14 protein-coding genes are annotated in these 12121 nt (G+C 65.8%); 6 read left to right on the top strand and 8 right to left on the bottom strand.

What is annotated here, in order from left to right; all coding sequences use genetic code 11:
* Nucleotides 1-241: 241 nt before the first annotated feature.
* Nucleotides 242-1555: a phosphatase PAP2 family protein gene (locus ACH4EW_RS05175; RefSeq protein ID WP_398251613.1), complete on the top strand. Its 1314-nt coding sequence runs from the start codon at nt 242-244 to the stop codon at nt 1553-1555.
* Nucleotides 1556-1751: 196 nt separating this feature from the next.
* Entirely contained in the window at nt 1752-2408 is a 657-nt protein-coding gene (locus tag ACH4EW_RS05170; protein WP_398251610.1) for a TOPRIM nucleotidyl transferase/hydrolase domain-containing protein, read from the top strand.
* 157 nt (nt 2409-2565) lie between these two features.
* Here ACH4EW_RS05170 and ACH4EW_RS05165 read toward each other — a convergent pair whose 3' ends face one another.
* The 4 genes from ACH4EW_RS05165 to ACH4EW_RS05150 are packed head-to-tail and all read right to left on the bottom strand — an operon-like array spanning nt 2566 to nt 5411.
* The gene (locus ACH4EW_RS05165) at nt 2566-2976 is read right to left on the bottom strand and encodes a hypothetical protein (RefSeq protein WP_398251607.1); all 411 of its coding nucleotides are present in this window, start codon (nt 2974-2976) and stop codon (nt 2566-2568) included.
* Between the two features lie 22 nt (nt 2977-2998).
* Nucleotides 2999-3445 carry a protease inhibitor I42 family protein gene (locus ACH4EW_RS05160; protein ID WP_398251604.1) on the bottom strand — a complete coding sequence of 149 codons (447 nt, stop codon included), beginning with the start codon at nt 3443-3445 and terminating at the stop codon, nt 2999-3001.
* The gene (locus ACH4EW_RS05155) at nt 3445-5013 is read right to left on the bottom strand and encodes a peptidoglycan-binding protein (protein ID WP_398251601.1); all 1569 of its coding nucleotides are present in this window, start codon (nt 5011-5013) and stop codon (nt 3445-3447) included. The genes ACH4EW_RS05160 and ACH4EW_RS05155 overlap by 1 nt, the downstream gene beginning before the upstream one ends.
* A 14-nt stretch (nt 5014-5027) precedes the next feature.
* Complete coding sequence (locus ACH4EW_RS05150; protein ID WP_398251598.1) at nt 5028-5411, bottom strand: hypothetical protein; 384 nt, start codon at nt 5409-5411, stop codon at nt 5028-5030.
* 761 nt (nt 5412-6172) lie between these two features.
* On the opposite strand from ACH4EW_RS05150, the gene ACH4EW_RS05145 reads away from it, so the two are divergent.
* Nucleotides 6173-6682 carry a toll/interleukin-1 receptor domain-containing protein gene (locus tag ACH4EW_RS05145; RefSeq protein ID WP_398251595.1) on the top strand — a complete coding sequence of 170 codons (510 nt, stop codon included), beginning with the start codon at nt 6173-6175 and terminating at the stop codon, nt 6680-6682.
* A gap of 190 nt (nt 6683-6872) precedes the next feature.
* Here ACH4EW_RS05145 and ACH4EW_RS05140 read toward each other — a convergent pair whose 3' ends face one another.
* Nucleotides 6873-8318 (bottom strand): toll/interleukin-1 receptor domain-containing protein, encoded by a 1446-nt coding sequence (locus ACH4EW_RS05140; protein WP_398251592.1) that lies wholly within the window; start codon nt 8316-8318, stop codon nt 6873-6875.
* A 396-nt stretch (nt 8319-8714) separates the two neighbouring features.
* On the opposite strand from ACH4EW_RS05140, the gene ACH4EW_RS05135 reads away from it, so the two are divergent.
* Together ACH4EW_RS05135 and ACH4EW_RS05130 are read left to right on the top strand one after the other, a co-directional pair.
* Entirely contained in the window at nt 8715-9203 is a 489-nt protein-coding gene (locus ACH4EW_RS05135; protein WP_398251589.1) for a TIR domain-containing protein, read from the top strand.
* Between the two features lie 56 nt (nt 9204-9259).
* Nucleotides 9260-10060, top strand: coding sequence for an HIT family protein (locus ACH4EW_RS05130; RefSeq protein WP_398251586.1), 801 nt, complete (start codon nt 9260-9262; stop codon nt 10058-10060).
* Between the two features lie 54 nt (nt 10061-10114).
* Here the strand turns inward: ACH4EW_RS05130 and ACH4EW_RS05125 are convergent, their stop codons facing one another.
* Nucleotides 10115-10303, bottom strand: a complete 189-nt coding sequence (locus ACH4EW_RS05125) for a hypothetical protein (protein ID WP_398251583.1) — start codon at nt 10301-10303, stop codon at nt 10115-10117.
* Here ACH4EW_RS05125 and ACH4EW_RS05120 point away from each other — a divergent pair.
* The gene (locus ACH4EW_RS05120; RefSeq protein WP_398251580.1) at nt 10302-10865 is read left to right on the top strand and encodes an HD domain-containing protein; all 564 of its coding nucleotides are present in this window, start codon (nt 10302-10304) and stop codon (nt 10863-10865) included. The two genes, ACH4EW_RS05125 and ACH4EW_RS05120, sit on opposite strands and share 2 nt — an antisense overlap.
* On the opposite strand, the gene ACH4EW_RS05115 is transcribed toward ACH4EW_RS05120, so the two are convergent.
* Both ACH4EW_RS05115 and ACH4EW_RS05110 read right to left on the bottom strand, forming a co-directional pair.
* Nucleotides 10853-11320: an NUDIX hydrolase gene (locus tag ACH4EW_RS05115; protein WP_398251577.1), complete on the bottom strand. Its 468-nt coding sequence runs from the start codon at nt 11318-11320 to the stop codon at nt 10853-10855. The two genes, ACH4EW_RS05120 and ACH4EW_RS05115, sit on opposite strands and share 13 nt — an antisense overlap.
* Nucleotides 11307-12080: an XRE family transcriptional regulator gene (locus ACH4EW_RS05110; protein WP_398251574.1), complete on the bottom strand. Its 774-nt coding sequence runs from the start codon at nt 12078-12080 to the stop codon at nt 11307-11309. Before ACH4EW_RS05110 ends, ACH4EW_RS05115 begins: the two co-directional genes overlap by 14 nt.
* Nucleotides 12081-12121 lie beyond the last annotated feature (41 nt).

Below are 12121 nucleotides of genomic sequence, written 5' to 3'. Positions count from 1 at the left end.
CCCCGCTCCAAGCAGCGGGGTCCTTCGACGTGCTGCCCAGTGAGACCGACCTTCGCACCACCCGTGACCCAGCGAACCCACGTGCACTGCTCCGCTAGCATGTTCGAACTCACGAGGAGTGCCGTCAGAAAACCATGCTATCCGGCACGAAGAGTGACCTATTCGACTGACGTCTAACAAATCGGCCAAACAATTGATACCTATAGCGTCGCGGGTGTTTTCACGAAGAAACTGCCGAACTATGTTCGCCGCGTGGCGTCAACCACGGGCAATGCTGTGGGTCACGGCGGGGGTGGTGGGCCTCGGATTCCTCATAGCCTTGGAGATCGCCGCGCGTCGCTACGGCGTACCGGGGCCGATCACCACCCAGGCACGAGAGGTGGTGTTCGCCCCCAAATCGGGTTTCCTGTTGTACGCCAGTATGGCGTTGACGATGGTGGTGCTCACCTGGCGGCAACGGTTCATCGCGGCTGGTGCCGCGATCGGCATCGACGTCGTCTTCCTACTGGTGCGGTGGGCGGCCGACATCAAAGTGACCGAAGGTCATCCCTTCGGCAACGGCGCGTTGTTGGTGATGTTGGGCTGTGCGGTCATCGCGATCACGCGCCGCACAGGCCGGGAACGTGTCCTGCTGCTGAAGGGCGTCGGGCTGGGCCTGCTGCTGGTGACCGGCCGCAAGACCGGCGATGCCTGGCTACTCATCACGTCGAAGACCCGCCCGGAGGTGCTCGACCAGTACGTGGCGACCGCCGATCACGCGCTGGGCGACCCGTCGTGGCTGGTAGGCCGGATCGTCAGGGCCACCGGTCCGATCGGCGCCCATGTTCTCGACTACGTCTACGTTCAACTCGCGGTGGCAGCAGTCATCTTCACGCTGTACCAGCTGCGTAACGTGGCGGTCGAGCGCCGATTCCCGCGCCATCATCTGGTGCGCACCTTTCTGGTGATCGGCCTCCTCGGGCCGGGCATCTACATGATCTTCCCGGTGGTCGGACCGATCTTCGCCTACGGCGCAGACGGCGGGCACTGGGCGGTGGCCAACCTGTGGCCGGACACGCCGCCGCCGGTCGATACCCCGCACCACATGCCATTCGACGAGATCACCCCACGGAACTGCATGCCCAGCCTGCACACAGCGTGGGCCACCGCGATCTTCATCCATTCCCGCAAGGGCCCACGGATTCTGCGATTCGCAGGCGCGTTCTGGCTGATCGCCACCCTCGGCGCAACACTGGGCTTCGGCTACCACTATGGCGCGGATATCGTTGCCGGCGTGGTGTTCACGTTTACGATCGAGGCAGCGCTGCGCTCGCTCGAACGTGGCTGGGACCGGTCAGGAGTCCAGCTGGTCGCCTACGGCGCAACGGTCTTCGCCGCACTCCTGGTGTCGTATCGCTATCTGTCGATGGAGATGGCCACATATCCGTGGGTGTTTGGACCACTTCTCATTCTGGCGATGACCTCAGTGGTTTACGGCTACGTGCGGACCACCAAACTGTGGGAACAGAAGGCCGCACCGGCACGGCAACCGGAACCGCAACCCGAACTGGTGTGATTGATGGTGCATCAGAAGGGGTGCGCGCTCCACGAGTTCCAGATGCGACCCGTGGATCACCTGACTTTGCGTCGTCGCCGCCCAGTAGGTCCCCGAGTAGTGCTTCTGACCTCTGTACCGGCGGAACGTCCGCCACCAGTGGCCACGGAACCTGAGATCTCAGCCGTGCCAGGATGGCGTCGGGAAGCGAGGTCCTGTGGACGAGTTGAGGCGATTCTGCTCGGCGCTGGTCGCGTGGGCGGCCGGCGGACCGGAAGCGGGTGCGGCCGCCTCGGTGGCGAGGGAGCTGGCCGGCGGCGGTGTGCGGACGATCGTGCTCGTCGAGGGGAGCAGTGATCAGGTTGCGCTCGAAGCGCTGGCCACGCGCTACGGCCGCGACCTCGGTGCAGAGGGCGTCGCGGTAGTACCGCTCGGAGGCGCGACGAGCATCGGGCGTTTCCTGGACGTGTGCGGTCCTCCAGGGCTCGGCCTCCCGCTGGCCGGTCTCTGTGACATCGGCGAGGAGCGGCATTTCCGGCGTCATCTTGAGCGGGTCGGGCTCGGATCCGGTCTCATGCACGCCGAACTGGAGACAATCGGGTTCCATGTGTGCGACGCCGACCTGGAGGACGAGCTGATCCGCGCTGTCGGCGCCGAGGGCGTGCAGCAGGTGATCGAGGCCCAGGGCGAGACGCGCCGCTTCCACACCTTCCAGGGCCAGTCGGCACAGCGGGAACGGCCCGTGGAACACCAGCTGCGGCGCTTCATGGGCACGCACAGCGGCCGCAAGGCGCTCTACGCGCAGGCGTTGGTCGCGCACGTGGACATCGAGCGCGTTCCCCGGCCGTTGGAGCGTCTCCTCAGCCACGTCTGACACGCCGACGTCTCAGACGTTCTCGCAGCGCCTGCCGCTTCCTGTGGATCTTGCGCTTCTCTGCCTCGGCTTCCTTTTCCCTGCGTTGCACGACCCCGTAGGCCGACGAGAGACCTTGGTGCTTCGCGCAGCGAGAGGTGCCGATTACTCCTTTGGATCAGGCCGGACCGGGCCCCGCCGTCGCGGCTCGGCTGCCGCGGCGCAGGCCGATGAGATCGGCGACCGTGTCCAGCCAGCGTGCGGCGCGCGCCTCGTCATCCGGTGTGTCGGCGGCCTGCGCGGCGGTCTCCAGCCAGTCCCGCAGGCATGCGGACGCGGCGCCCGACGGCAGGGGCTCGGCCAGCCCGGCCGCGTACGCGAGGCCGCCGACCCGGACGATCTTCGCGACGTACTTCACCGAGCGCGGCAGCACACCGAGCCGGTCGAGGGTGACAGCGGCGGCGATCGCACCGTCGCCGAAGAGCGCGGTGCGGAAGGCATCGCGGCTGAGGCCGTGGCGCAGCAGCGCCTCGATGTCGGTGGCGGCGAGTACCTCGTCGTCGGTGTGTGGGGAGCGGTCGTGGACCATCGTCGTTCCGTTCCGGTCCGGCTCAGCGGACGGTGATCGTATAGAGGTAGTAGGCGGCTTCCTGGTCCGAGTCCTTCGGGGCACCCGTGGCCGTCGGGACCGGCTTCGACGCGGCCTCCTCGGCGCTGTGGCACCGGCCGTAGGGGCAGAACAGCAGCTTCACCGTCGTCTTCCCGGGCGAAAGCGCCGTGAAGTCGAAGAACTGGGTTCCGTCACCCTCGCCGGTGTCCTCGCGGTCGCCCCGGTACTTCAGGACGTCCGCGTCCTCGCGCGGGCTCGCCAGGTACCAGTTCTGGCCGAGCTCGGGGTTGGCGGGGGCCTTCAGCGTGAACTTCTCGCCGTGGTCGACGGTGATGGTTCGGTCATCGGTGCCGTACGCGGCGGGCCCGGAGCCGCCGCAACCGGTGAGGACAAGGAGCAGGGCGGCCAGGGCGGACGCCGTACGCAGGGCGGATCGCATGGACACCATCAGTTCTGCTCGATGTAGACGCGGCTGACATTGCCCTCATGGGCCTTGGAGTAGCGGTCGTCGGTGGCCGCGCTGAGGTCGCCGTTGATGAAGTCGTTCTCGCTCACCCACGCGGTGGTGCCCCACGGGTTGTAGATCTGCAGCATCCCGTCCTCCTGCCCGATGATCATCAGGCTGTGGCCGTGCATGTTGCCGTCCTCGTCCTTGCGGGAGATGTTGAAGGGGACCGGCTTGCCGTCGGCGACGGACTTCTCGATGTCGGGCAGGACGCCGCGCCGGTCGTCGGCGCCGTCCATCTCCTGTGCGTCGTACTTGTCGCCGGTGCGCGGGCCGAGCTCCTTGTCGGAGATCTTCTCCTGCCCGTCGGAGTCCATGCCGGCCGCGTGGCGGTCCCACCACCAGCCGTCGTACTCGCCGTCGCCCTCGTCGTTCATCCGGAACTGCTCGTCATGCAGGCGCTTGCGGAAGTGGTCGGGGTCATTGCCCTGGCCGTCGGGGCCTCCGGTGAGTTCGAGGGCGTAGACCGGGTCGACCAGGGCGCGCGCGGTGACCGTCGAGGACGGGACGCAGGTCTCGTCGTCCTGGGACCAGTGCTCGTCACCGAACTTCTGCTCCTCCTGTCCCGTGCCCGAGCCGGTGGTGACCGGGGTCAGGTGCTCCTGGAGCCACGTCGAGTCCTTGCCGTGGATCTTCCCTCCGAACTTCTCGACCTCGCCGATGTCGTAGCCCGAGGCGAGGGCCTTCACGAGGTACGCCTTCTCCTGCGGGCTCGACGCGTTCGCCAGGAGTCGTTCCATACGGGCCCGTTCGGCGGGCGAGAGGTTCTCCATGGCGCGGCCCGAGCGTTCGAGGTCGTTGGCGCTGAGGATCTCGTTCAGTTCGGCGTCGCCGCCGACGTTGCTGGTGTCGGCGAGGGCGAGGCGGTCGGCGGCGGTCAGTTCGTCGGTGTCCATCTGGCCTGCGCGGGCCTCGGCGGCGAACTTGTTGAGGTCGCGGGCCGCGACGCGGGCGGCGTCGTCGGCGTCGGCGGCAGCCGCGTGCAGGTCGTCGACGCCGTGGGAAGCCAGCGAGCGGGCCCGCAGCCGGAGGGCCTCCTCGTCGTCGTCCTCGTGCCAGTCGTCGAAGAAGCCGTCCTTGCCGCCGAGCATGGCACGGGCCTCGCGCAGCTTGCCGCGGCCGGTGCCGTCCTTGGTTTGCGCGGCCTCCAGCGCGTCGGACAGCGCGATCAGTGCCTTGCCGCCGCCCTGGAACGCCTCGATCATCTGCTGGGCGTCGCGGGAGGCGGCGCCCACCACGTCGGAGGCGAGGACGCTCGTGTCGCCGACCCAGACCTGCGGAAGACCCTTGCGGGCGATCTTGTCGATCCGGTCGCTCACCGCGTCGGCCTCGTCGGTCTGGCCGGTGTAGCGCTTGCCCAGGGCCTCGATCACCTTCGGGTCGCCGACTGGTGCCGAGACGCCGAGGGCGTCCTCGATCGCGTCGATCAGGTCGTTCTTGCTGCCGGCCGAGGAGATGCGCCCGCGCAGGCCGTCGAGCTTCTGCCTGCGGTCGTTCGCGGATTCCGTCATGGACGCGTGTCCCGTCAGTAGGTGGTCAGCGCGGACGGGCGCTGGGCGTGGGCCGGCATCGTGCTGACGCCCGCGTCGGCCGCCGAGCCGACGGAGACGGCGTGGACTCCCGTACGGACGTCGATGTCGGAACCGCGGTACGCGTGGCTGGAGAGGCGGACCTTGTCCGCGAGTTCGTGCAGAGCCGCTTCGAGGACCTTGGTCTCGGCCTCCCAGGCGGCCGCGAACGCGTTGAACGCGGGCCCGGTGTCGGAGCCGCCGAGGGCGTCCTGCGGGTAGCACATCGTGCCGGCGACGGCCTTGCGGATCTTGCCCACGTCGTCGCCGGAACCGTCTAGTTCGCCGGCCTGGCCCGACATGCCCTTGTGCCCGACCTGGTAGCCCTCCGCAGAGGTCATGGCCCTTCCCCCGTTTCCCGCGTCCCCGACCCCGACACGCCTTCCGGACAGGGAAGTTGGGCCAGGCCACAACCGTCAGGAAATTAGCAGAAGACTGCCATGGACACGCCCGGCACCACAGGTTCCCCACAGAGCTCCCGCGCATGTGCCACCCGGCGACGAGCGTCGCGCCCACGACTGAAAGACCAGGACAACGAAGGCTGGGCACACGTCGAAGGGCCCCACCGCGAACGGTGGGGCCCTTCGACAACGTGCCCGGTGAGGCACTGGCGGAGGATACGAGATTCGAACTCGTGAGGGGTTGCCCCCAACACGCTTTCCAAATGTTCGTCCGGCGATTCAGGGTCGTCCGCCATCGTCCTGACCTGCGGCCGGTCGCTGCGATTGCCAGGGAGCGGACGGTGCTGAATGGGGGTGACTGCAACCGGAACTGCAACCCTGTCGATCCCTGATCGAGCTGGCCGACGAAGCGGAGTCCGAAGGCACTGAGCGGTCGGTCTCCGTCTCTTCCTTGCAAAAACGCAACCTGGCAGTAGTCACACGAATACCATGTTGTTATGAGTCGTTGTACAGCCCCAGCTCAGGGTCATCGGACCGCCAGCGGACGTGCGGCGTGCCCCGCGTGCGGCAGCGGAGGCTACGGGTACTCTTCGTCCCGGCCCTACTACCCGCCGCCGGTCTACACACCGCGGAGCGGTGGCGGGGGCGGTGCGACCAGTAGCGGCAAAATGCGGGCGCCTTGGTCACCGAGCACCTCCTCCATGATCTACACGCCTGGCGAGGTGAAGGGTCTGGCTCCTGTTCGCGACGCCGCCGTGTTGCGCGCGCGTGAACAGCCTGACCTTCGCGATGTCTTTCTCTGCCACGCGTGGGATGACCGGCGCGGTGCTGCCACAGAGCTGTGCGACCGGCTGGAAGCAGAGGGCGTGTCGGTCTGGTTCAGCGAGAAGGACATCGCCCTCGGCCTACCGTTCATGCGGGAAATCGACAAGGGGCTGGCGAGGTCGCGTACGGGGCTCGTTCTGGTCACCCCTGCGCTGCTGACACGCCTCAAGCACGGTGGCGTCTCTGACAAGGAACTCTCGGAGCTCCTTGTCCGTGACCTGCTGCTCCCTGTCATGCACGAGACGACCTACGGCGAACTCCGGGATGTCAGCCCTCTACTTGCGTCCCGAAACGGGTTGGACACGGCTCAGGATTCGATGGCAGTAGTTGCCACCAAGATCGCAGAGCTGGTGGCCGTTGAGGACGACCAGCTCGCGGCGAACTAGGGGCCGGAAGGTCGCCGCGGGCATCCGTCCTTGGTCAGGACGACGTTAGCGGCTGAGGAAGAGCACCGACGGTTGGCATGGTTGCAGTACTTCTCTGTGTACCGCAGTCAGTTTGCAGGGGCCCTGGGGTCGGCTCGCTGACTGCCGCACTGGTGAGCCGACTGCACGACGAGCGCCCTGGCCTGGACGTTCACGTGGTCGCCGGCCGCGTACGGGACGGCAAACTCAGCGTGTCGACCCGCACCCCTATCAGAGTGAGCCGTCGCGCCGCCTCTGTGTGAAACATCCGGCGCTGCCACCGCTGGTAGCGATAAGTGCACTCCATGGTCGTCCAGGCCAGCCAGAACCCCACAACCCCAGCGGCCACGGGCGCTGCGTGCAGCCGCGCCCCACCGCCGCCTTCGACTCCGAGGGGCAAAGTCCAGGCGAGCGTGAGGGCGACGGTGAGCGCCAACCACAGGAAGTACCCGCTGAAGATCCAGGGCTGTGCCTCACATAGCCATCGCAACCGTCCACGTTCCGCCGCCCGTCGCTGAGCCGCCACTGCCCCGGCCAGCTCTTCGAGCGCGAACCGTGCTCGGTCCCGCTGCTCCCGCCGGATCGGTGCGCCCCACTCCTGCGTACGCACGTCAAGTCGAGCGATCTCCCGTCGTATCACCGCGATCGGGGCCGCCAAGGGCATCGCCTCCGGCCACTGCACCCACCGTTCGCGGTCGTCCTTGAGGGAGCGCACGAAGCGGGCCGCCATCGGGCCGACGGCGACACACATGCCCAGTATCAGTACGACGGCGAAGCCAGGACTCCGCCCCCACACTTGAATCACAAGCACTACCGTGAACAACAGGAGAAAGGCTGGCACTGGATAGGTTGCCCGGAGGTAGATCTCTTGCGTCGCCTCCTGCAGTTCACGTTCCCATGCCTGAACTGGGCGGCGCATGAGGCCGCAGGACAGCAGTACAGCGATTAGAACGAAGCCCATCAGCCCAAGGGACGCCAGGACCAGCAGCAGAGCGACCGGGGCATCGCCCGGTTCTGGGGGCGGCCCGGTTGCTGTAGTTGCCCACGGCACGACAACGCAGAGTGCGGCGGCGAGGAGGCCGGTGGCCCAGCCGAGCAGCCGGCCGGGCCGTCGTGGCGGCCGCACTTCGGATAGGACTGCTGGCACCCACTCCGGTGCCACCAGGGTCTCTAGCGTGGTGATCAGCTCCTCAACGGCCGCCGCCCAGCCATCCGCGGGGACCCGATGTGCCTGTCGCAGGGACAGATCGCGGATCGACGCGGGAAGCAACTCGGGCGACGGTGGCTCTACGGCGTCAAGGAGCAGAGGAATCACGGTCTTCCCAGAGGCAAGCGCCAGTTCGATCTCGTGCCGCACCCAGTCGCCCTCGCGGTCGAGGGATCGCGCGCCCGACGGGTCCCGCGCCTCCAGCCAGCCATCCGAAATGGTGACGAGTAGAACCTCGCAGTCATGCACTCGGCCTCTGAGGTCGTCTGGGTAGCGGTTACCCGGCAGCATCGACGACGTGTCGAGGAAGACTTGTGCTTCACCGAAGTGATGGCTGAGCTGATCACGCAGCCGGTGCACCGCATCTGTGGCACGCGGGCTCCTGCGGTAGTTGATGAAGACGCCCCCCATGGCGGTGTAGCTCCTCTCGTCCGTTCCCTCTGTCAGGGTGGTGGCTGGGGCTTGCTTCCGAGCACTCAGAATCGCGAAAGCCAGGACACCAATGCACGCGGTGGGCTGCGGCCAGGGCGGATGATCTCAGAGGGAGATCACACTGTGACGCTCTGCCCGCTGTGGTCGGCGCCCCTTGGCCACGCGCTTGCGGGCGCCCCGGATCCATGTGTTGGGCCTCTGGGTCATGGCGCTGACGGACGCAGAGCGGCTACTCGCGGTTGCGGTCCGCGTCAGAGCTGCCGTGTGTGACCACCTTGCCTACAAGGTCATGACTTCTTGCGTTCTCGTACAAGTTGTCGGAGGTCGCAGCTAGAGTCGCAGTCGTCCGCATCGGCACTCTCGATTGGCGCTTCCATGGCCAAGACAGTCTTCTACAGCTTCCACTACGAACAAGATGTCCACCGCGTCCAGTTGGTTCGCAATATTAACGCTCTTGAAGCGCAGCCACTGTTGAACTCGCAGGACTGGGAGCAGGTGCGTAGGCGTGGAGACGAGGCAATCAAGAAGTGGATTCACGAACAGATGGCGTACAAGAAGGCCGTCATCGTCTTGATCGGCAAGTACACGGCAAGTCGACCCTGGGTCATGCACGAGATTAAAAAGGCATGGGCCGACAAGAAGCCGCTGCTGGGGATCCGAATCCATGGACTCTCGGCTCTGGGGAGCGTTGATAGTGCGGGTTCCGACCCCTTTGTCAAGGCTATAGGTGCGGGGGTAGTGCCAGTATTTGATCCCACGACGCAGGATTGGTCGGGAAAGACTGACAATAAGGCGACTTATAATAAACTGCGTGACAACTTGGAGTCTTGGTCGGGTCAAGGGGTGATTAGGCGGTCATGGTAAATCAATCCGCATGCCCGTTTTGCGTGATTGTCGCAGGAGGTGACTCCAGTGCGAGGGTGGTGTATCGCACTCAAGGGGTCACCGCATTTTTTCCATTGGAACAAGCCACTCGCGGTCACACCTTGGTAGTGCCGAATCGCCACGTTTCAGACCTGACCGATCTCAATGCTGTTGAGGCCCGTGATTTGGGTGAAGCGCTCCTGAGGGCAGCGCGTGCGATCCGTTCGGCCCTAGCTCCGGATGGTTTGAACGTGATTCAGTCGACCGGGGTAGCCGCCACTCAAACCGTACCTCACGTGCATTTCCACCTCGTGCCCCGATGGTCGGGGGATCGCATGGTGCTTAGATGGCCTACGGGTGCGGCCGAAGGTAGTCAAGCTCAAAGCCAGACTCTCGCTGCGATCCAGTCTGCGCTTTTTAGTGAAGCAAGCGCGGTTGGGGCGGAGGACCGCCGGCAGCACTTGTCGTTCATCCAAGCGATAATTACGCGCATGTCGCAGGCGTCGTCATCCTCGAAGGCGTGGCTGCTTCCAATTGTAACCGCGACTTACGGATATGCAATCACGAAGAGTTCGATCTTCGTGGCGCTTCTCGGCCTCTTGGCGGTGCTTGTCTTCGGTATTCTTGATGCTAATTATCTAAAGCAGGAGCGCGCCTTTCGTAAGCTCTATGACGAGGTAGCGGCCGGTCGTTCAATTCCTGCATTCTCCTTGAATCCTGCCCTGGCGTCGCCTGCGGGTTCTCGCGTCAACTACTGGCCGGATTGGCCCGATATTAGGTCGTGGGCGGTTGCTCCTGTTTATGGGCCCTTGCTGCTTGCGGGGATGGGTATAGGGGCCTGGCTGCTCCACCGTTGAGGCCCCAAAATGATCGCTTCGGCGAACCTGGAAAAAGTATTGTCGCCATGGGTGTTAGCCCATCTTGTGCCCATCGCCGTGCAGGATCGCTGCCCTGGCTGCCCAAGCCAGCAGAGTCTCGGCGAGCCAGCGGACGTGCCTGCCGACCTGTGCCTTGGCCGGTCCGAGGTGCATGGGCGTGCCGCTCAGCAGCAGACGCAGGGTGGGTTCGGCCTTGATTCGGCTGGGGCACGTAATGAGCATGAACCGATCGATGGCGAAGTGGGCATGTTCGGTGGCCGAGGTAGAGCTGCGTGAGTCCCTTCCTCGTCGATGGATGCACTCGCAAGGGGTCGCGCGGCGCGCGGCCGAGCTGACTGAACTCCTGGGTGGTGACGCGGACCTGCTGGCTTCTGCCGCCGTGCTTCACGACGTGGGCTACGCACCGCGGCTGGCAGTGACAGGCTTTCATCCGCTGGATGGTGCCCGGTTTCTTCGTGACGACCATGCCGCAGATGAGCGGCTGGTGCGGCTGGTGGCGAACCACTCGTTGGCCTTGCTAGAGGCCGAGGAGCGCGGGCTGCAGGGCGAGCTGGAAGCCGAATTTCCGCTGCTCGACGACCACCGGCTCGTGGATGCCTTGGTGTATTGCGACATGACGACGACGCCTGACGGGAAGGGCACGTCTGCCGAGGATCGGCTGGAGGAGATCATGGAGCGTTACGGGGCAGACAGCCTGGTGGGGCGGTTCATCCGTCGCGCGTCGCCGGGTATCCTCGCGGCCGTGGGTCGCGTGGAGGCGGCGCTTGCGGCTCACCCCAGGTAGGGGTACGTGCCGGCGAGGTAATCGCCGATCTGTTGGCGCATGCTGGGGTGGATGTCGTACTGGTCCAGGTCGTTCGGTTGGACGTAGCGGACGCCGTCGGCCTCGTCGTTGATCGTGGGCTCACCGCCCACCGGCCGGCCGATGTAGGTGTTCTCGTACTGCTGGCGGATCTCGCCGTCGGTGTAGGCCACGATGTGGTTGGGGTTCGTGTAGACCCCTAGGAAGCCTGTGATCTCGGCGATGATGCCGGTTTCTTCCAGGCATTCACGCACGGCGCACTGGGCCGCGGTCTCGCCGATGTCCTGGGCTCCTCCGGGCAGGGCCCATTGGCCGGTGTCCCGGCGGCGCTGGAGGAGTATGGCGCCACTGTCGTCGACGACGAGCAGGTTGTTGGCGGGGATGAGCGTGTTCGCCTTGGGGGCCTTGGGGTCGTTGTAGTACTCAGTCCTGCCCATGCGGCGAGGGCCCCTCCTGGTCTGGTGTCCAGGGCCGTGCGGTGGCCCAGACAGCTTCGAAACTCTGAGCGTAGTTGTCGAACCAGCCCGCCGTGTCTGCTCTGCGGAGATGCAGGAGGGGGTTGGCGCTGGCCGGCTGGCCCCAGACATGCGGGTTGATCAGAAGGTCATCGTCGTATCGGAACATGGATGTGTAGAGCGTGGTGTCGTGCAGGCGCAACTCACAGCCGGGCTCGGACAACAGGGGCCGGTAGTAGGTGAGGGAGGCGCGGATCTTGGCGGCGAGTGTGTCGCCGATTCCTTCCTCGTGGCCCCGGATTGCTGCGGCCCGGCCCTTCGAGTCGCCGAAGCAGAGCCGCACTCGCACCCCGCTCGATGCGCGCTCGGTGAGCATCCTGGCGACGTGCGGGTTGGACTGGGCGAAGAAGGTGCCGGAGAAGACGAGGATGCTGATCTGCTCCTGGGCGCCGTTGAGCAGCGACAGCCATGTGTCGCGTGGGACGCTCGCCCGGTTCTGGTAGGTCCCGACCAGCTCCTGCCCTGAACCGGTGAGTTGCTGCGGCGTGCTCGGCGACGGTGTGGGCCAGAGGAACAGTTCCTCCACCCGTAAGTGCTTGGCAACGCGAAACCGGTGGCGAGGATGGGGAACGCGCCCGCCGAGCCACCGGCCAACGGTCTTGGGGTCCACCTCGCAGACTTCGGCGAGTGATTCAGGTGGGATGCCGCGCTGGGCGAGCACGGAGTGCAATCGCTCGTTCACAGGCGCCATACAAGCCGAGACCGGTCAGGAGCGGCAAGGAC

Source organism: Streptomyces sp. NPDC018000, assembly GCF_044328025.1.
GTDB lineage: Bacteria > Actinomycetota > Actinomycetes > Streptomycetales > Streptomycetaceae > Streptomyces.
This window is presented reverse-complemented; position numbering and strand designations above follow the sequence as displayed.